Raw genomic sequence first — 17,483 nt, forward strand, 5'->3', positions numbered from 1 at the left:
CAGTCACGGGGCGCCTTGCGGCGGCCGACCGTTATCAACCCTGCTCCATGAGCGCGCGCACCGCAAGAATGACCCCTCTGAGCCGCAGGGCGGATACCCGCTCGGGGTCAGTTCAGAACAAAACGATGACCGCGAGCACGGCCAGTAAGGCCAGTGCGATCAGTCCGGCGCGCAGCGCCGCGATGGTGTAGCTGTGATTCCACGCGGGCGAGCCGCAATACGACTTCGACGCGGCCGGTGAACCCGGACCGAACGAATGCGTGGCCATCAATCGCCTTCCACCCCCCGGTGCACCTCACGGTGAGTGAGGTGAGTCACAAACACTTACGAGAACGCGATCATAGCGCTTTGCGGCGAAGTTGAAAAAATAGCGCCCTGAGCTGCGGGTTAGCGAGGACCGGGACGTGGGTGGTTGCAAGACGTCGGGACGGGAAACGGGGCGGCGTGGGCGCCGCCGCGCCGATGCTTAGCGGGGCAATCCATTTCGCTCACACGGGCGCCTTGGACTGTTTAAGACACGCGTGCAACACCGCGATGTTATCCACAGTTACACCACAGTTCGGCGCCAGAGGCAGTAGCGATGGTTCTCTGTACCCCGGGGGCCTATGTGGATAAACCTGTGGAAACTGTGGATAGTCCGCGGCGGCCGATTACGTTGCCCACGCCCCCTCGAGCGCCGCTCCTCAGCGCCCCGCGTTCCGCGGCCCGCATGGTCGCGGCGCTAGTCTGGTCCGGTGATCCAGGTGTGCTCCCAGTGCGGCACCCGCTGGAACGTGCGCGACCGGCAACGCGAGTGGTGTCCCCGCTGCCGCGGCGCCCTCATGGCGCCCCAGTCCCCGCCCGCCGACCCGCGATGGGCCTCTGCGGGCGCCCCGCCGCCGGCCGGACCCCAGCGGTCTCCGGGGTGGCAGCGCACCCCACCACGGCTGCCGCCCGGCTATCGCTGGATCGCGGTGCGTCCCGGCGCCGCGCCGCCCGCCCGACACGCCCGGCGCCCCCTCGGGCCCACGCCGCGCTACACGGTGATACCGCGTTGGAGTTTGGCGGACCGCGTCGAGCAGGCACCCGCCGCCGCAGCGCCCGGGGCGCCGGGGCCGACGGGGCAGGTCATCCGCACCACCTCATTCGTGAGCGTGCTGGTCCTCAGCATCGCCGCCCTGGTTTACGTCGTCCGCTATGTGCTGCTGGTCATCAACCGGAACACCCTGCTGAATTCGTGGGTCGCCCTCGCGGCCGACTGGCTGGGCGTGCTCGCCAGCGTGGGCGCGGGCGCGGCGGTGATCGCGTCGGGCGTGCTCCTGATCCGTTGGCTGATCGCGCGGCGTGCCGCCGCGTTCGCCCATCACGGGCTGCCGGAGCCGCGCTCGCCGCGGGCACTGTGGGCCGGCTGCGTCGTGCCGCTGGCCAATCTCTTGTGGGCTCCGGTCTACGTGATCGAGCTGGCCCTGCTCGAAGACCACTGGGCGCGGCTACGCGGACCCGTCCTGCAGTGGTGGACCGCGTGGGTCTGCAGCTACGCCGTCTCCATCGCGGCCATCGTGACCAGCTTCGCCACCGACGCGCAGGGCATCGCCAACAACACCGTCCTGATGGTCGTCGCCTACCTGCTCGCGGCCGCCACCCTGGCCGCCGCGACCCGCATTTTCGAGGGCTTCCATCGCAAACCCGTCGCGCGTCCCGCGCACCGCTGGGTCATGGTTCCCGACGACGGCGCCCCCGCACCGGCTTCGGCCGGCCCAGTTGAGTTAGAGGGGCAGGAACCGGCAGCATAGGGATATGACGTGGGCCGACGAGGTGCTCGCCGGGCATCCGTATGTCGTCGCCCACCGCGGTGCTTCGGCGGCGCGTCCCGAACACACGCTGGCCGCCTACGATCTCGCGCTCAAAGAGGGCGCCGACGGCGTGGAATGTGATGTGCGGTTGACCCGCGACGGCCATCTCGTGTGCGTGCACGACCGCCGGCTGGACCGCACCTCGACCGGAGCCGGCCTGGTCAGCACGATGACGCTGGCTCAGCTGCGCGAGCTCGAGTACGGCGCGTGGCACGACAGCTGGCGCGAGGACGGTACGCACGGCGACACCAGTCTGCTGACGCTGGACGCGCTGGTTTCGCTGGTGCTGGATTGGCATCGGCCGGTAAAGCTGTTCATCGAAACCAAGCACCCCGTCCGGTACGGCTCGCTGGTGGAGACCAAGCTCCTGGCGTTGCTGCACCGTTTCGGCATCGCCGCGCCCGCCTCGGCCGATCGGTCCCGCGCCGTGGTGATGTCGTTCTCGGCGTCCGCGATCTGGCGGATCCGGCGGGCGGCGCCGCTGCTGCCCACCGTGCTGCTGGGCAAAACGGCGCGCTACCTGACCAGCGGCGCGCCCACCGCCGTCGGCGCCACCGCCGTCGGGCCCTCACTGCTGACGTTGAAGGAATATCCCCAACTGGCGGACCGCGCCATCGCCCAGGGCAGGGCGGTGTACTGCTGGAACGTCGACGAGTACGACGACATCGACTTCTGCCGCGACGTCGGCGTGGCCTGGCTGGCCACCCACCACCCGGGCCGCACCAAGGCGTGGCTCCGCGGCGATCCCGCCGGCCAGGTCAGCATCTAGGTCGGTCCGCTACTGCTGGCCCTCCGCGGCGGTGGGCGGCAGCGGCGCGTCGGCGGCCAACGCGTCGAACAACCGGCCGGCCGCGTCGTGATTCCACACCACCACCGCGCCGGCGTCACCGCTGGTGAACTCCCCGATCGGGACGGTCATGGTGGCGGTGGGCCCGTGCAACGCCCAGCCCAGCCGAGCCAGGTCCCAGGTGTGGTCGTCCTGGTCGACGGTCAGGGCGTCGGCGGCCGCGCGCGGGACCGAATACCAGCGCCGGGGATCGAGCCACACCGCCGGGCTGCCGGCGCGATGCAGCAGTTCGGCCACGAACTGACGCTGATTGACCATACGGTCCAGGTCGGCCCGCGGGGTGTCGCGCGTCCTGACGTATCCGAGCGCCTGCCGGCCGTCGAGCCTCTGGCAGCCGGCCGGCAGGTCGATGCCGGCCAGCGGGTCATCGATCGGGGTCGTCGGGCACACCGTCACCCCGCCGAGCGCGTCGACCAGCGCGGCGAACCCGCCGAATCCGATCTCGGCATAGTGATCGATGCGCAATCCGGTCGCCTGTTCCAGGGTGCGGACCAACAACCGCGCGCCACCCATCGAGAACGCCGCGTTGACCTTGTCCTTCCCGTGATCCGGGATCGGCACCAAAGAATCGCGGGGTATCGACACCAGCGCCGTCGGAACGCTGGACCCGACCCCCGGCACGTGAACCAGCAGGATCGTGTCGGTGCGGCCGTCCCCGATGTCGCCGCCGGTGGCCAAGTCCTGTTGCTGCGCGGCGCTCAGGCTCTGGCGGCTGTCCGAGCCGACGATGAGCCAGTTGGTGCCGCGGCCGGGCGCGGGGCGTTCGGGATAGTCGGCGAGCACCTGCTCGCGGTGCAGTTTGGTGTCGAACCACACGGCGCCGGCGACCAGGCCACCGCCGATCAGCAGCACGGTCACGACCAATAACGACACCATGGTTCGGATCCAGCGGCGCCGCTTGCGGGGCGCGCGTGGTCGGGGCGGGCGCGGTCGCTGCGCCGGGGCGACGGCCGCCGGAGCCGGTGGCGCCGGGCGGTGCAAGGGTTGGGTCTCCGCGGTCGGCGACGGCGGCGGGCGCCCTCGCGGCGGATTACCTGCGGCGGCTCGGGGCGCGGCGGGACCGGCGGGCCCGGCGGAGCGGGCCGCCGACGCTGCGGTGCGCGGTCGCGGTTCACCTGGCTAACGTACGTGCCCGGCGGCGCACCGCGATCAGGACTGGCTAGCCGCGCGCCCGCAGCCCATTGATGAACGGGCACCCCATCAGCACCCGAATGGCCTGGCGCAGGCCGGTCATGTCGTCCACCGGTTTGTGGAACGGAAGCCGGACGTCGTGGTCCTGGTCGGTGCCCTCGACGCGGAACCGCACGCCGTAGCGGTCGAGCCCCAGCGGTCGCACGTGCCCGCGGCGCAGGGGAGCCGGCAGGCGGGACACCAACCGCGCCAGGACGTCGCCGTGGGCGGCGTCCAGGTGCCGCAGCAGGCTCGACTCGAGCGCGCAGAACGGGTCGGGCCGGGCGGCGAGAAGGTCGTCGACCGCCACCGGCTCCGCGCCGGTCGCGTCGGTGACCACAACCGAGGCGATCTCGAGCCGCAGCAGCGTGTATCGCTGCTCCTGCCCGCCGGGGGGCGCACACCTCGGCGTGTCGACGCCGAGCAACGCCGGATTCGGGCATTCGGCGGCGATCACGTCGAGCGTGGAGAGGATCTCCGCCGGGGGCACCCGCTGCAGGCGCCCGCGCACCCACACCAGCGAACGGACCGGTTCGCGCAGGGGAAGCGGCGCGTAATCGGTCAGCTCCAGCAGCGCTTGCGATCCCGCGATGGGCCGCCCGCGTTGCTGTTCGACGGGCAGCGCCAGCGCGAAGGAGCCGTCGTCCATCAGGTGGTGCACGGGCGTGGGGACCGGGTCGTCGTGCTCGATCGCCAGGAGCGCGCCGCCGGCGCGCACGCACGCGCTGCGGATCCGTTCGGCGGTGGTCGGGGCGTGGCAGCTCAGCGGTAATACCATTCTCATCCTTATGCTTAGGTAAGCCTAAGTTAACTTACGGGGGTTGGCGTCGCAAGGGTTTTCTGTGCGGCGCGCCGCTAGGGTTGGGACGTGGCCCGCATCGCTTACCTCGGTCCGGAAGGGACCTTCACCGAGGCGGCGCTGCGGCAGATCACGGCCGCCGGCATGGTTCCCGCCCCGCACTCCGACGGGGTGCAGTCGGTGCCGTTCGACAGCACCTCCGCGGCGTTGGCCGCGGTGCGCGACGGCGCCGCGGACTACGCGTGCGTCCCGATCGAGAACTCGATCGACGGTTCGGTGACGCCGACCCTGGACAGCTTGGCCATGGGCTCACCGCTGCAGGTCTTCGCCGAGACGACGCTGGACGTCGCGTTCAGCATCGTCGTCAAACGGGGATGCCGCGCCGCCGACGTGCGCACGTTGGCCGCCTTCGGGGTGGCCGCGGCACAGGTGCGGCAGTGGGTGGCCGCGAACCTGGCCGATGCCGAACTGCGGCCGGCGTACTCCAACGCCGACGCCGCCCAGCAGGTCGCCGAGGGGCGGGTCGACGCCGCGGTGACCTCGCCGCTGGCGGCCACCCACTGGGGCCTGGACACCCTGGCCGACGGCGTGGTCGACGAGCCCAACGCCCGCACCCGCTTCGTTTTGGTCGGACTGCCGGGCCGCCCGCCGGCCCGCACCGGAGCCGATCGGACCTCGGTGGTGCTGCGCATCGACAACGCGCCGGGCGCCCTGCTGGCGGCGCTCGCCGAGTTCGCCGTCCGCGGCATCGATCTGACCCGGATCGAATCCCGGCCGACCAGAACCGGACTCGGCACCTACCGGTTTTTCGCCGATTGCGTCGGACACATCGACGACGACGCCGTGGCCGAGGCACTCAAGGCGCTGCACCGTCGTTGTGCCGATGTGCGATATCTCGGATCTTGGCCCACCGGTTCGCCCGCCGGGGCCCTGCCGCCGTCCGCCGACGAGGCGTTGCGCTGGCTGGCGCGGGTCCGCGACGGAAAGCCCGAAGACCCTGCCGGGGGGTCGCAGCGGTGAGCGGTCGCTTGATCCTGGTGCGCCACGGCCAGTCCTACGGCAACGTCGAGCGCCGGCTCGACACCCGCCCGCCCGGGGCGGAGCTGACGCCCTTGGGCCGCGACCAGGCCCGGGCGTTCGCCCGCGGCTCGGGCCGCCCGGCGATGCTCGCGCACTCGGTCGCCACCCGGGCATCGCAGACCGCGGCGGTGATCGCGGACCAGCTCGCCATGTCGGCCATCGAGGTGCCCGGCATCCACGAGGTGCAGGTCGGCCGGCTCGAAGACCGCAACGACGACGAGGCGGTCGCGGAGTTCAACGCCATCTACGACCGCTGGCATCGCGGCGAGCTCGACGTGCCGCTGCCCGGCGGCGAGACCGGCAACGACGTGCTGGACCGCTACGTGCCGGTGCTCACCGACCTGCGCCTGCGCTACCTCGACAACCACGACTTCCACGGCGACATCGTGGTCGTCAGCCACGGCGCCGCGATCCGGCTGGCCGCCGCGGTCCTGGCCGGCGTGGAGGCCGACTTCGCGCTCGACAACCATCTCGAGAACGCCCAATCGGTGGCCCTGACCCCGATCACCGACGGCCGGTGGAGTTGCGTGCGCTGGGGGACGTTGACCCCGCCGTTTTATCCGGAGGCCGAGGCCACCCCGGTCGCGGACGCGGTGCGGTCAAGCACCGACCCGATGGGTTGAGACGTCGATCAGACGGCCAGCGCGATCACTTCGGTGCAGGCACAGCCCACGGCGTCGCAGTCGATGACGAAGGCGTGCGGCAACAGTTCCGGGCTGAAGCAGTCCGGCTCGGTGCACTCCGACCGGTGCAGCGCGTGGTGAATGATGGTGCCGTGACAGTGATCTAAGCCTGCCCGGCAGTCGCGGCAGTCAGTGCTCATAACGCGTTCATAGCACCCGCGGGGGACAAATCCGGGACGCCGCGCCAGTCAGGCCCAGCCCAGTTCGTGCAGCCGGTCGTCGTCGATGCCGAAGTGGTGCGCGATTTCGTGGATCACCGTGATGGCCACCTCCTCGACGACCTCGGCCTCGGACTCGCACACGTCCAGCAGCGCCTCGCGGTAGATGGTGATGGCGTCGGGCAGCGCGCCGGCGTAGTCGGAGTCGCGCTCGGTCAGCGCCACTCCTTCGTACAGCCCGAGCAGTTCGTCGTCCTCGGGATGGCGGTCCTCGACCAGCACGACGACGTTGTCCATCGCGGCGGCCAGCTCGGGCGGTATCAGATCGAGCGCGTCGGAGACCAGTTCGTCGAAGCGCCGCGGGTCCATCCGCACGGGCACCCGGCTAGCCCCCCGGTGGGGGCTCGGCGGGCGGGGCCGGCGGCGGCGGGGGCGCCTCGGGTGCCGGGTTCGCGGGCGGTGCGCCGTTGTCCGCCGGCGGGGGCGGTGCTTGCGGCGCGGGAGGCTGCTGCTGGGGGGCCTGCTGGGGTTGCGGTGGCTGCTGGGGCTGTGTCACCACGGGTTGCTGGCCGGGCAGGTGCTGATTGTTCGGCGGCATCTCCGGCGCCGTGGTGGACTGGTTGGACGGCGCCTGCGCCGGGACCTGCAGCGGAATCGGCGGCATGGTCAGGCGCTCTTCGGGGATGTCGGGCGGCGGCACCGGGGGCTGGCCGTTGATCAGCAGCTGACCCTTGGCGCTGTTCAGCAGGGTGGCCCAGCCCCCGTTGCCCAGCGTCGCGCCGATGCTGCAGGCCACCTCGCGGCTGCCGGCCGTCCAGCTCGCCAGCGGCACCGTGGGGTAGATCAGGGTCAGCGTGGTGGTGCGCAGCTTGACCGGCGCCAGGTAGGCGTCGGTCATCTTGGTGCACGAATCCTTGATGAAGCTGTCCTGGTCCGGCTCGGCGGGCAGGGCGTCGGGGAACCTCTCGGCCAGGTTGACCGTGCCGGTGACCTCCATCGCGTGCGGGGCCGTGCAGTCCACCGGCACATCGGTCGGCTGGTTGGTCGCCGGATCGATGCCCAGGCAGGTGCCGGCCGGCCAGATCTTGGACTGGTCGACGTCGGCGACCTTGCCCTTGAACGCCTGCTGCTGGTTGTTCGTGGCGGGCAGTTGCAGGCCGCACAGCATGCGGCGATCGCCGGACTGACGCCACGCGCGGTCGCCGGGCCACAGCAGGCTGACGGTGAACTTGCTGTTCGGATCGAACTTGAGTCCGAGGTAGTTACGGACGGACGCCTCGCACTGCTCCTGGGTGATCTGCTGGATGCGGGCGGGCGTCGGGGGCGCGGCGTTGGGGCCGTACTCCGAGCCCGGGAACGTCCGCATGTCAATGGATTCGGCCACTTCGAACTTGTGGTCGTCGCCGCAGTTGACGATCTTCGCCGACTCCGGCGTGGCGTCGGGCCACATCAGGCATTCGCCGCGAGAGGCGCGGTTGAGGGCGGCGTCGCTCTTGGCCCCGGTGCTGCGCACGGGGCTGCTGTCGAGGAGTCGCCCGGATTCGGTGCTGACCGGGATCGCGGTCACCAGCCCGGCGATCAAGAGGCCGCCGAGCGCGGTCAGCAGCAGCGCCCGCCGGGTGGCCCGGGCCTGCAGGCTGCGCGGCCACAAGAAGGCCGACGGCTGCTGTCCGGACGGCTCACCGGTCGAGGCGGCGGGCGTCTCGACGGCGGGGCCTTCCGAACGTTGCTTCTCGGGCGCTTGCGACATCGGGTCCATTCTGACAGGACGACCTGAGGCGCGTGACAAAAGTTACTGATGTGAGTCCTGAGCCGGGCCGGCGGGGACGCTGTGCCGGTCGGGCGGTGCCGGTGAAAGTAGTGTCAGGGCCGTGATCGACCTGAAGCTGCTCCGGGAAGACCCCGACGCCGTGCGCCGCTCCCAGCTCAGCCGCGGTGAAGACCCGACGCTGGTGGACACGCTGCTGTCGGCCGACGCCGCACGCCGGGCCGCCATCTCCTCCGCCGACGCGCTGCGCGCAGACCAGAAGTCCGCGAGCAAGAGCGTCGGCGCCGCGTCGCCCGACGAGCGGCCCGCGTTGCTCGCGCGCGCCAAGGAACTGGCCGAGCAGGTGAAGGCCGCCGAGGCCGCGCAGGCCGAGGCGGAGGCGGCGTTCACCGCGGCGCACATGGCCATCTCGAACGTCGTCATCGACGGCGTCCCGGCCGGCGGGGAGGACGACTTCGCCGTCCTCGACACCGTCGGCGAACCCCCCGCGCTCGACGACCCCAAGGACCACCTCGAGCTGGGCGAGTCGCTGGGCCTGATCGACATGCAGCGCGGCGCCAAGGTGTCCGGCTCGCGGTTCTACTTTTTGACCGGCCAGGGCGCGCTGCTGCAGCTCGGCCTGCTGCAGCTGGCGGCGCAGCTGGCAGTCAGCAACGGTTTCACCCTGATCATCCCGCCGGTGCTGGTGCGCCCAGAAGTGATGTCGGGCACCGGATTCCTCGGCGCCCACGCAGAAGAGGTGTATCACCTCGACGCCGATGATCTTTACCTCGTCGGCACGTCCGAGGTGCCGCTTGCCGGCTACCACGCCAACGAGATCCTCGACCTGTCCGGCGGACCGCTGCGCTATGCGGGCTGGTCGTCGTGCTTCCGGCGCGAGGCCGGCAGCCACGGCAAGGACACCCGCGGCATCATCCGGGTGCATCAGTTCGACAAGGTCGAAGGCTTCGTCTACTGCACGCCCGCCGACGCCGAGGCCGAACACCAGCGGCTGCTGGGTTGGCAGCGCGAGATGCTGGCCCGCATCGAGGTGCCGTATCGGGTGATCGACGTGGCCGCAGGCGATCTCGGCTCGTCGGCCGCCCGCAAGTTCGACTGCGAGGCGTGGGTTCCCACGCAGGGCACCTATCGCGAGCTGACGTCGACGTCGAACTGCACCACGTTCCAGGCGCGCCGGCTGTCGACCCGCTACCGCGACGAGAACGGCAAGCCCCAGACCGCGGCCACGCTCAACGGCACGCTGGGCACCACCCGCTGGCTGGTGGCGATCCTGGAGAACCACCAGCGGCCCGATGGCAGTGTGCGGGTTCCCGAGGCGCTGGTGCCGTTCGTCGGCGCCGAGGTGCTCGAGCCGGGTGGGTAGCTAGCGCCCGCCGGCCAGCTGCCCCGGGGTGTGGCCGAACGCCCGCCGGTAGGTGTCGATGAACGCACTCGCCGTGGCCCAACCACATTCGGCCGCCACCGACGTGACATCGCGCCGATCGGCGAGCAACACGAGGGCATGCTGCAGCCGGACCTGGGTGCGCCATTGCGGGAACGTCATGGCCAGCTCGTCGCTGAACAATCGGCTCAGCGTGCGTTGTCCGACGCCGACCCGATCGCCGATCTGCTGCAGCGTCAACGGCTCGCGCAGGTTGTCGGCGATCAGTGCGCACGCCCGGCGCAGCCGGGGGTCGACGGGCGTGGGGATCCACAGCGGCTCCGCGACGCCGGTCGCCCGCACCTGGTCGTGCAGGACGGCCAGCATCCGGTGATGCTCGGCGGTCTCGGTGCCGTCGGCCTGCGAACACGCGATGATCAGTTCGCGCATCAGCGGGCTGACCGCCAGCACGGCCGGCGCCCGCGGGCCGCGGCGGTAGCGGCCGGGATCCAGTGCGACGCCGTGAAATTGCGTCGTGCCGTGGAACTTGTGCTCGTGCCAGCATCCGGCCGGTATCCAGATGGCGCGATTGGCCGGCGTGATCCACGTTCCGGCCGGGGTGGTCACCGACACCGCGCCCGAGGACGGGTACACGATCTGGTGTTGCGGATGGCGGTGCCGTTCGATCCGCGCGCCCGGCGGCAGCGTCTGCGCCGACGTGACCAGTCCGTGGTGGCTGATTTCCGACATATCTCGGCAGGATATCGGAAGCACGCACCCGCCGTCGCGGCCTAGCGTGGGCGGTATGGCGATGAATCTGATCCACCGACGGCGCTGCAGCTCCCCGTCATGGGAAAGGGCGGTGGCCGATCAGCTGCTGCCGTGGGCGCTCCACGGCGTCGAACTGGGCACGCGCACTGTGGAAATCGGCCCCGGATACGGCGCGACGCTGCGCGCCCTGCTCGATCGCACGGAATCACTCACGGCCGTTGAACTCGACGGCGCGATGGCCGATCGCCTGCAGCGCCGCTACGGCGAGCGGGCCCGGATCATCCAGGCGAGCGGCACCGAAACCGGCCTGCCCGCAGCCGATTTCACGTCGGTGGTGTGCTTCACGATGCTGCACCACGTTCCCACCGCCGCGTTGCAGGATCAGCTCTTCGCCGAGGCGTTCAGGCTGCTGCGGCCCGGCGGGGTGTTCGCCGGTAGCGACGGCGTCCCGTCGCTGGCGTTCCGACTGATCCACGTTGCCGACACCTACAACCCCATCGCGCTGAAGGACCTGCCCGGCCGGCTTCGCGCCGCGGGATTCACCGACATCGACACCGAGGTCAAGCGTGGCCGGCAGCGATGGCGGGCCACCAAACCGGGCTAGGCGCTGATCTTCGGCGCGGCCTCGCCGGTGACCTGCGCGTGCCGGCGCTGCCGTTCCATCGTCGCGAAGTAGAAGGCGAACGCGAACGCGAAGCTGGTGAACAGGCTGGACACGAAGTACAGCCAGGGGTGGCGCAGCCCGCGCCGGTAGCCGTCCACGATCGTAAAGATCGGCAGCAGAATCACATTCGCGATCGTGTAGTCCTGGCTGGCCGAGCTCGCGGCGGGGTTGGTGAACATCAGCTTGATGTATTCGGCCCAGCTCCCGTGTTCGCCCCACAGGGGATTGGTGGAGCCCTGCGAGTACTCGTGCACGAACGTGATGTTGAAATACCAGCCGAGCGCCACGGACGCGATGCCGACGACGTAGTAGACGATTTCCATCGGCGAAAACAGTGGGCCGTTGGCCGGCCGGGCGAAGACCTTCGAGTTCGACGTGACGATCCAACCGATGACCGCCAGTCCGAGCACCGCGTGAGTGAGTAGCGAGACCATGGGCGCAGTCTCACCCGCGCCGCAAAGTTTTGTCAATATTGACACAACAAACCGAATGGCCAAACCGAAGTGTTGGTATCTTGCTGCAATGGTCAGGCCCGCTCAGACGGCGCGCAGCGAGCGCACTCGCGAAGCGTTGCGCCAGGCCGCCCTGGTGCGGTTCCTCGCCCAGGGCGTCGAGGACACGTCGGCCGAACAGATCGCCGCCGACGCCGGGGTGTCGCTGCGGACGTTCTATCGCCACTTCAGATCGAAGCACGACCTGTTGTTCGCCGATTACACGGGGCTGCACTGGTTTCGCGCTGCCCTGGACGCCAGGCCGGCCGACGAACCGATCATCGACTCGGTGCAGTCGGCCATCTTCTCGTTCCCGTACGACGTCGACGCCGTCACCAAGATCGCCGCGCTGCGCCAGGACGAGCTCGACCCCGGCCGCATCGTCCGCCACATCCGGGAGGTCCAGGCCGACTTCGCCGACGCCATTGCGGCACAGCTGCAACGGCGTGGCCGCGGGAACGCGGAGCCGACGGCCGACCAGCGGGTGCGCACCGCGGTGACCGCGCGGTGCATCGCGGCGGCCGTCTTCGGCGCGATGGAGGTCTGGATGGTCGGCGACGAGCGGTCTTTGGGCGAACTCGCGCGGCTGTGCCACGCGGCGTTGGAGTCGCTGCGGGCGGGGATCACCGACTCCTGGCTCACCGCGACCTCCGGGCAAGTTTCGTCATAATTGACAAAACTTTGGGGCCGTGCGAGCCTCCTTTGCGGAGGGCAAGAACATGACTGGATATGACGCGATCGTCATCGGCGCGGGGCACAACGGGCTGACCGCGGCGGTGCTGCTGGCCAAGGCCGGGCTGCGGACGGTGTGCCTGGATCCCAAGCTCTACGCGGGCGGGATGGCTTCCACCGTCGAGCTTTTCGACGGGTATCAATTCGAGATCGCCGGCTCGGTGCAGTTCCCGACGTCACAGGTGGTCGTCGACGAGCTGGGCCTGGACACCCTGCCGACGATCGACCTGGACGTGATGTCGGTGGCGGTGCGCGGGGTCGGCGACGATCCGCTGGTTCAATACAGCGACCCGGTGAAGCTGTTCACCCACCTCAACGAGGTGCACGGGGCCGACGCCGTCAACGGGATGGCGGGGCTGATGGCGTGGAGCCAGGGCCCGACCCGCGCGCTGGGCCGCTTCGAAGCCGGCACCCCACCCAAGAGCATCGACGAGATGTATGCCTGCGCCACAAACGAATTCGAGCGCGCGGCCATCGACGACATGCTGTTCGGCTCGGTCACCGACGTGCTGGACCGCTACCTGCCCGACCGCGAGAAACACGGCGCGCTGCGCGGTTCGATGACCGTGCTGGCCGTCAACACGCTGTACCGGGGGCCGGCCACCCCGGGCAGCGCGGCCGCGCTCGCCTTCGGCCTCGGCGTTCCCGAGGGCGACACGATGCAGATGAAGAAGCTGCGCGGCGGCATCGGCGCGCTCACCTCGCACCTGTGCGACGTGCTGGAAAGCCACGGCGGGGAGGTTCGGCTGCGCACCAAGGTGACCGAGATCCTCGTCGCGGACGGGCGGGTGACCGGGGTGCGCACCGAGGCGGGGGAGACGCTGCACGCCCCGATCGTCGTTTCGGGCATCGCCCCGGACACCACGCTCAACGACCTGATCGATCCCGCCGCGCTGCCCGCCGACATCCGGGCGCGCTACGCGCGCATCGACCACCGCGGCAGCTACCTGCAGATGCACTTCGCGCTGGACGAGGCCCCCGCCTTCGCCGCGCCGTATGAGGCCCTCAACGCACCGGCCATGCAGGCCTCGATCGGCCTGTTCTGCACGCCGGAAGAGGTCCAGCAGCAGTGGGAGGACGCGCGGCGCGGGATCGTTCCGGCCGATCCCACGGTGGTGCTGCAGATCCCCTCGCAGAACGACCCGGATCTCGCCCCGGCGGGCAAGCACGCCGCGTCGGCGTTCGCGTTGTTCTTCCCGATCGAGGGCGACGTGGATTACGGGCAGGCGAAGGTCGAAATGGGTCAGCGGGTGATCGACAAGATCACCCGGCTCGCGCCGAATTTCGAACGCAGCATCATCCGGCACACCACCTTCACGCCCAAGCACATGGGGGTGATGTTCGGCGCCCCGGGCGGCGACTACTGCCACGGTCTGTTGAACGCGAATCAGGTGGGCCCCAACCGGCCGGGCCCCAGGGGCTTTCTGGGCCAGCCGATCCCGATCGAGGGGCTGTACCTGGGCAGCGCGGGATGCCACGGCGGACCCGGCATCACGTTCATCCCCGGCTACAACGCGGCGCGACAGGCGCTCGCCGACTGCGGACTCTAGCCGCGGGCGGCCAGCAGTGCGTCGAGCAGCGTGGTGAACTCGTCGGGACGCGCCGGCGTGAACGCGGGGCTGGGCCAGGTGCCCGGTACGTCCAGGGTGATCAGCGTCGACCGCAGCGGCCGTCGGATGTCCAGGGGGAGCCAGCGGCGGAAATCGGAGCTGCCCCAGATTCGGAGCCGCTGCGTGAACAGGCCCAGGCTTTCGGCTTTGTAACCGCGGATCGAGTCGAGCGCGATGACCTTCGATGTGCCCGACGGAAAGTGGTAGCGGCGCAGCGTGATCGCCGCGCGATCCAGCTGAACCAGCCCATCGTCGTAGGAGTCGTAGGAGCGGTGGGAGTCGTTCACGCGCGGCGACTCCGCAGCTGGTGGCCCCGCGCGGTCAGGCACCGCCCGTCGTCCAATCGCCACTGCCACCCGTGCAGGTTGCAGGTCAACGTGTCTCCTTCGACCACACCGAATTTCGACAGATCGGCCTTGAGGTGGGGACAACGGCGCTGGATCTCCCAGCCGTCCAGCGTGACCGACGCCGAGTCGTCGTGGGTTTCGGCGAACCAGCCGTCGGCGTAGGCGATGCGTTCGTCGGTCAGGCACTTGAAGAAGGTGTAGAGGTACTCGTTGTAGCCGCCGACCCGCCACGCCCGAAAGCGGGTGGACAAGAAGATGGTGTTGACCCAGTCGGGTTCGCGGTCGCGCAGCACGGTGCGCACCAGCTCCGGTGCGATCTCGAATCCGTAGCGGACCTTCTCGTCCGGAATCCGTTCCCGCACGGCGCGTTTCGGGAAGTCCAGGATCACGGTCTCCGGACCGAGTACCAGTTCGACGGGGTAGCCGATCCCGTCGCAGATCTCGTCGCTTTGGGACATGATCGGCTCGAACAACGCGCGCAGCGGTTCCAGGAGGGGCTCCCCGGCCGCGGGGGCCCAGCTCGTCCGCTCGGCGGCGACGACGGGCGCCATCCGCTCGGCGTACGCGGCGATGTAGTCGGCCTTGCCCGTGGTGAAGATGGCCTCGACCTCGTCGGTGGGCAGCGGGTGGCGCAGCGAATTCAGGGTGGACCCGGTGAAGTCGGCGGTCGACCCGGGCATCATCAGCAGGCCGCCGTCGTGGCCGTGCGTGCGCATCTGGTCCAGGAACACCATCTGGTCCGGAAAGATGTTGGCCGGATCCGCGTGGTCGTCGTTGAGGTGGCGCAACTCGGGATCCAGGAAGCACGGCGGCCCCGCGGACGGGACCACCCACGTCGCCCCGACCTGGGCGAGGTACTGGCGGGCGCGGTCCATCTGCCGTTGCCGCTTCTGGACGCCGAAGGACTCCTTGGCGCGCGCCGGCATGTCGTAGACCATCGGGTACCAGATCGCCCCGGAGTACTGCAGCAGGTGCACATCGATGTGCCCGAACTCGGCGGCCAGCACGTCCAGGTCGACGGGCCGGGCGTCGTTCATGTTGAAAACCGTTGTGGCGCCGTCGCAGACCAGCAGCGCCGAATCGCCGATCGGGCCGTCGGCGGGCGCCCGCAGGGCGATGATCATGACGTCCAGGCCGCCACGGGGACCGTCGATCCGATGCTTGACCGAATCGCTGGTCTCGAAGAATCGGTGAAAGCCCAATTCCTGCAACGCGTTTCGCAGGTCGGGCACGGGAAAGTCCGGCAGCAGGACCGTCGCGTCCTTGTTGACGTGTTCGGCCAGGTTCTTCGCGTCGAAGTGGTCCTTGTGCAGGTGCGAGACGTACAGGTAGTCGCAGGCGCCCAGCTTGTCCCAGTCCAGCGTGCTGTTGTCCGGGAACGGGAACCAGGAGGCGAAGTAGGCCGGATTGACCCAGGGGTCGCAAAGGACGCTGCCCGCTTGGGTCTCGATCAGAAATCCGGCGTGGCCTACGCTGGTGACCTGCACTAATACCTTTCCGGGGGGCGCTGGGGGACCGAGTCGGGGTCGGCCGGCGGTGACGGTTTTTGCGCCCCCGAGCTTAGCGCGAGGCGCCATCCGGGGGCGCCGCGCAGCCCGGAGCACTAGGCTGATGAGCTGTGGAACCGGTTTACGGGACTGTCATCGCACTAGCCCGCTTGGTGTGGCGCGCGCAGGGGCTGAAGATCACGGTCACGGGTGTGGAGAACCTCCCGACGAGCGGCGGTGCGGTCATCGCGATCAACCACACCGGCTACCTGGACTTCACGTTCGCGGGGTTGCCCGCCTACAAGCAGGGCCTGGGCCGCAAGGTGCGGTTCATGGCCAAGCAGGAGGTCTTCGACCACAAGGTCACCGGGCCCATCATGCGCAGCCTGCGCCACATCTCGGTGAATCGGCAGGACGGCGCCGCCTCCTACGAGGCCGCCGTCCGGCACCTGAAAGACGGTGAGCTGGTCGGGGTTTACCCCGAGGCCACCATCAGCCGCAGCTTCGAGATCAAGGAGTTCAAATCGGGCGCGGCCCGCATGGCGGTCGAGGCCGGGGTGCCGATCGTCCCGCACATCGTCTGGGGCGCCCAGCGCATCTGGACCAAGGACCACCCGAAGAAGCTCTGGCGGCCGAAGGTGCCGATCGTCGTGGTGGTCGGGGAGCCGATCGAGCCGACGCTGGGCATCGAGGAATTGAAGGGCCTCCTGCATTCCCGGATGCAGCACCTGCTCGAACGCGCGCAGGAACTCTACGGCGCCCATCCCGCCGGGGAGTTCTGGGTGCCGCACCGGTTGGGCGGGGGCGCCCCGTCGCTGGCGGAAGCGGCCCGGCTGGAAGCCGAGGAGGCGGCCGCGCGGGCGGCGCGCCGGGCGCGCCCCGCAGGGGCGCCGGAGCAGTGATCGATGGTGGAGCCGACCTTCCGCGCGCTGGAGCTCCTGGCCCAACTGGCGGTGACGGCCACCGGCACCAAAATCACCTACCGCGGCGAGCAGCACATCCCTGAGCGGGGTGGGGCCGTGGTGGCGATCAACCACACCAGCTACGTCGACTTTTTGCCCGCAGGCCTGGCCGTGCACCGCCGGGGGCGGCGTTTGCGGTTCATGATCAAGGCCGAGATGCAGCAGGTCAGGGTGGTCAACTTCCTGATCAAGCACACCCGCACGATCCCGGTGGACCGGGGCGCCGGCGCGGGCGCCTACGCGGTGGCCGTGCAGCGGCTGCGTGAGGGTGAGCTGGTGGGCGTGTACCCCGAAGCGACGATCAGCCGCAGCTTCGAGCTCAAGGAGTTCAAGACGGGCGCCGCGCGGATGGCGCTGGAAGCGAACGTCCCGATCGTCCCGGTGATCGTGTGGGGGGCGCAGCGCATCTGGACCAAGGACCACCCGCGTAAACTGGGTCGGGCCAAAATTCCTGTCACCGTGCAGGTGGGCGCGCCGTTGCAGGTGCGCGAAGACATTGCGCAGACCGACGCTGCCCTGCGCGACTCGATGACGACGTTGCTGCACGAGGCGCAACGGGACTATCCGCACGAGCCCGGGGCGTACTGGGTGCCGCACCGGCTGGGCGGGACGGCCCCGACCCGCGCGGAGGCCGCGCGCATCGAGGCCGACGAGGCGGCGGCCCGATCGGCCAAGAAGGCGGCCAACCGGGCCGACCGCCCGTCGCAGTAGGCGAAGGAGAC

The 17,483-nt window shown here is 69.9% G+C and carries 19 protein-coding genes and 1 pseudogene; 10 read left to right on the top strand and 10 right to left on the bottom strand.

All coding sequences use genetic code 11. From position 1 onward, the window contains the following. Positions 1 to 112 precede the first annotated feature (112 nt). Entirely contained in the window at positions 113 to 268 is a 156-nt protein-coding gene (locus tag W7S_RS27085; RefSeq protein ID WP_008262955.1) for a hypothetical protein, read from the bottom strand. A 466-nt stretch (positions 269 to 734) separates the two neighbouring features. Here W7S_RS27085 and W7S_RS00930 point away from each other — a divergent pair, with 466 nt between their 5' ends. Further along, the gene (locus W7S_RS00930) at positions 735 to 1,772 is read left to right on the top strand and encodes a DUF4328 domain-containing protein (RefSeq protein ID WP_193375013.1); all 1,038 of its coding nucleotides are present in this window, start codon (positions 735 to 737) and stop codon (positions 1,770 to 1,772) included. 4 nt (positions 1,773 to 1,776) lie between these two features. After that, positions 1,777 to 2,601: a glycerophosphodiester phosphodiesterase gene (locus W7S_RS00935; RefSeq protein ID WP_014710805.1), complete on the top strand. Its 825-nt coding sequence runs from the start codon at positions 1,777 to 1,779 to the stop codon at positions 2,599 to 2,601. A gap of 9 nt (positions 2,602 to 2,610) precedes the next feature. Here W7S_RS00935 and W7S_RS00940 read toward each other — a convergent pair whose 3' ends face one another. Together W7S_RS00940 and W7S_RS00945 are read right to left on the bottom strand one after the other, a co-directional pair. After that, on the bottom strand, positions 2,611 to 3,555 hold the full coding sequence (locus W7S_RS00940; protein WP_014710806.1) for an LCP family protein: 945 nt from the start codon (positions 3,553 to 3,555) through the stop codon (positions 2,611 to 2,613). A gap of 283 nt (positions 3,556 to 3,838) precedes the next feature. After that, positions 3,839 to 4,627, bottom strand: a complete 789-nt coding sequence (locus W7S_RS00945; RefSeq protein ID WP_014710807.1) for a DUF2470 domain-containing protein — start codon at positions 4,625 to 4,627, stop codon at positions 3,839 to 3,841. Between the two features lie 90 nt (positions 4,628 to 4,717). Here W7S_RS00945 and pheA point away from each other — a divergent pair, with 90 nt between their 5' ends. Further along, positions 4,718 to 5,668, top strand: coding sequence for a prephenate dehydratase (gene pheA, locus W7S_RS00950; protein ID WP_009956965.1), 951 nt, complete (start codon positions 4,718 to 4,720; stop codon positions 5,666 to 5,668). After that, a complete protein-coding gene (locus W7S_RS00955; protein ID WP_008262970.1) occupies positions 5,665 to 6,351 on the top strand; it encodes a histidine phosphatase family protein in 687 nt (228 codons plus the stop codon). The genes pheA and W7S_RS00955 overlap by 4 nt, the downstream gene beginning before the upstream one ends. A gap of 8 nt (positions 6,352 to 6,359) precedes the next feature. Here W7S_RS00955 and W7S_RS00960 read toward each other — a convergent pair whose 3' ends face one another. The 3 genes and pseudogenes from W7S_RS00960 to W7S_RS00970 all read right to left on the bottom strand — a co-directional run bounded on the left by W7S_RS00960 (position 6,360) and on the right by W7S_RS00970 (position 8,328). Continuing rightward, positions 6,360 to 6,551, bottom strand: a complete 192-nt coding sequence (locus tag W7S_RS00960; RefSeq protein WP_008262971.1) for a hypothetical protein — start codon at positions 6,549 to 6,551, stop codon at positions 6,360 to 6,362. Then, positions 6,548 to 6,950, bottom strand: a pseudogene (locus W7S_RS00965) (metallopeptidase family protein). Before W7S_RS00965 ends, W7S_RS00960 begins: the two are co-directional and overlap by 4 nt. 4 nt (positions 6,951 to 6,954) lie before the next feature. Then, the gene (locus W7S_RS00970; RefSeq protein WP_008262974.1) at positions 6,955 to 8,328 is read right to left on the bottom strand and encodes a septum formation family protein; all 1,374 of its coding nucleotides are present in this window, start codon (positions 8,326 to 8,328) and stop codon (positions 6,955 to 6,957) included. A 112-nt stretch (positions 8,329 to 8,440) separates the two neighbouring features. On the opposite strand from W7S_RS00970, the gene serS reads away from it, so the two are divergent. Further along, positions 8,441 to 9,700 carry a serine--tRNA ligase gene (gene serS / locus W7S_RS00975; protein ID WP_008262975.1) on the top strand — a complete coding sequence of 420 codons (1,260 nt, stop codon included), beginning with the start codon at positions 8,441 to 8,443 and terminating at the stop codon, positions 9,698 to 9,700. Here serS and W7S_RS00980 read toward each other — a convergent pair whose 3' ends face one another. Further along, complete coding sequence (locus W7S_RS00980) at positions 9,701 to 10,447, bottom strand: helix-turn-helix domain-containing protein (protein WP_014383635.1); 747 nt, start codon at positions 10,445 to 10,447, stop codon at positions 9,701 to 9,703. It abuts the gene before it with no gap. A 55-nt stretch (positions 10,448 to 10,502) separates the two neighbouring features. Here W7S_RS00980 and W7S_RS00985 point away from each other — a divergent pair, with 55 nt between their 5' ends. Further along, positions 10,503 to 11,072 carry a class I SAM-dependent methyltransferase gene (locus tag W7S_RS00985; protein ID WP_014710808.1) on the top strand — a complete coding sequence of 190 codons (570 nt, stop codon included), beginning with the start codon at positions 10,503 to 10,505 and terminating at the stop codon, positions 11,070 to 11,072. Here the strand turns inward: W7S_RS00985 and W7S_RS00990 are convergent. Next, positions 11,069 to 11,566, bottom strand: coding sequence for a DUF2834 domain-containing protein (locus W7S_RS00990; protein ID WP_008262978.1), 498 nt, complete (start codon positions 11,564 to 11,566; stop codon positions 11,069 to 11,071). The two genes, W7S_RS00985 and W7S_RS00990, sit on opposite strands and share 4 nt — an antisense overlap. 88 nt (positions 11,567 to 11,654) lie before the next feature. Between W7S_RS00990 and W7S_RS00995 the strand changes: the two genes are divergently transcribed. Both W7S_RS00995 and W7S_RS01000 read left to right on the top strand, forming a co-directional pair. Continuing rightward, positions 11,655 to 12,293, top strand: coding sequence for a TetR/AcrR family transcriptional regulator (locus tag W7S_RS00995; RefSeq protein WP_008262979.1), 639 nt, complete (start codon positions 11,655 to 11,657; stop codon positions 12,291 to 12,293). Positions 12,294 to 12,342: 49 nt separating this feature from the next. Continuing rightward, positions 12,343 to 13,905, top strand: a complete 1,563-nt coding sequence (locus W7S_RS01000) for an NAD(P)/FAD-dependent oxidoreductase (protein ID WP_008262986.1) — start codon at positions 12,343 to 12,345, stop codon at positions 13,903 to 13,905. Here the strand turns inward: W7S_RS01000 and W7S_RS01005 are convergent. Together W7S_RS01005 and W7S_RS01010 are read right to left on the bottom strand one after the other, a co-directional pair. After that, on the bottom strand, positions 13,902 to 14,252 hold the full coding sequence (locus W7S_RS01005) for a hypothetical protein (protein ID WP_008262993.1): 351 nt from the start codon (positions 14,250 to 14,252) through the stop codon (positions 13,902 to 13,904). The two genes, W7S_RS01000 and W7S_RS01005, sit on opposite strands and share 4 nt — an antisense overlap. Then, positions 14,249 to 15,799, bottom strand: coding sequence for an MBL fold metallo-hydrolase (locus tag W7S_RS01010; protein WP_008262995.1), 1,551 nt, complete (start codon positions 15,797 to 15,799; stop codon positions 14,249 to 14,251). The genes W7S_RS01005 and W7S_RS01010 overlap by 4 nt, the downstream gene beginning before the upstream one ends. A 131-nt stretch (positions 15,800 to 15,930) precedes the next feature. Between W7S_RS01010 and W7S_RS01015 the strand changes: the two genes are divergently transcribed. Together W7S_RS01015 and W7S_RS01020 are read left to right on the top strand one after the other, a co-directional pair. Next, positions 15,931 to 16,701, top strand: a complete 771-nt coding sequence (locus W7S_RS01015) for a 1-acyl-sn-glycerol-3-phosphate acyltransferase (RefSeq protein ID WP_008262996.1) — start codon at positions 15,931 to 15,933, stop codon at positions 16,699 to 16,701. A gap of 3 nt (positions 16,702 to 16,704) precedes the next feature. Beyond that, the gene (locus tag W7S_RS01020) at positions 16,705 to 17,472 is read left to right on the top strand and encodes a 1-acyl-sn-glycerol-3-phosphate acyltransferase (RefSeq protein WP_008262997.1); all 768 of its coding nucleotides are present in this window, start codon (positions 16,705 to 16,707) and stop codon (positions 17,470 to 17,472) included. Positions 17,473 to 17,483 lie beyond the last annotated feature (11 nt).

It is taken from the genome of Mycobacterium sp. MOTT36Y, assembly GCF_000262165.1.
GTDB classification, from domain to species: Bacteria; Actinomycetota; Actinomycetes; order Mycobacteriales; family Mycobacteriaceae; genus Mycobacterium; species Mycobacterium intracellulare.

Excerpts from the sequence above, each read along its gene's own strand:
- W7S_RS27085 (WP_008262955.1), bottom strand. The coding sequence starts at position 268 with ATGGCCACGCATTCGTTCGGTCCGGGTTCACCGGCCGCGTCGAAGTCG.
- W7S_RS00935 (WP_014710805.1), top strand. The coding sequence starts at position 1,777 with ATGACGTGGGCCGACGAGGTGCTCGCCGGGCATCCGTATGTCGTCGCC.
- W7S_RS00940 (WP_014710806.1), bottom strand. The coding sequence starts at position 3,555 with ATGGTGTCGTTATTGGTCGTGACCGTGCTGCTGATCGGCGGTGGCCTG.
- W7S_RS00945 (WP_014710807.1), bottom strand. The coding sequence starts at position 4,627 with ATGGTATTACCGCTGAGCTGCCACGCCCCGACCACCGCCGAACGGATC.
- W7S_RS00960 (WP_008262971.1), bottom strand. The coding sequence starts at position 6,551 with ATGAGCACTGACTGCCGCGACTGCCGGGCAGGCTTAGATCACTGTCAC.
- W7S_RS00970 (WP_008262974.1), bottom strand. The coding sequence starts at position 8,328 with ATGGACCCGATGTCGCAAGCGCCCGAGAAGCAACGTTCGGAAGGCCCC.
- W7S_RS00980 (WP_014383635.1), bottom strand. The coding sequence starts at position 10,447 with ATGTCGGAAATCAGCCACCACGGACTGGTCACGTCGGCGCAGACGCTG.
- W7S_RS00985 (WP_014710808.1), top strand. The coding sequence starts at position 10,503 with ATGGCGATGAATCTGATCCACCGACGGCGCTGCAGCTCCCCGTCATGG.
- W7S_RS00990 (WP_008262978.1), bottom strand. The coding sequence starts at position 11,566 with ATGGTCTCGCTACTCACTCACGCGGTGCTCGGACTGGCGGTCATCGGT.
- W7S_RS00995 (WP_008262979.1), top strand. The coding sequence starts at position 11,655 with ATGGTCAGGCCCGCTCAGACGGCGCGCAGCGAGCGCACTCGCGAAGCG.
- W7S_RS01000 (WP_008262986.1), top strand. The coding sequence starts at position 12,343 with ATGACTGGATATGACGCGATCGTCATCGGCGCGGGGCACAACGGGCTG.
- W7S_RS01020 (WP_008262997.1), top strand. The coding sequence starts at position 16,705 with ATGGTGGAGCCGACCTTCCGCGCGCTGGAGCTCCTGGCCCAACTGGCG.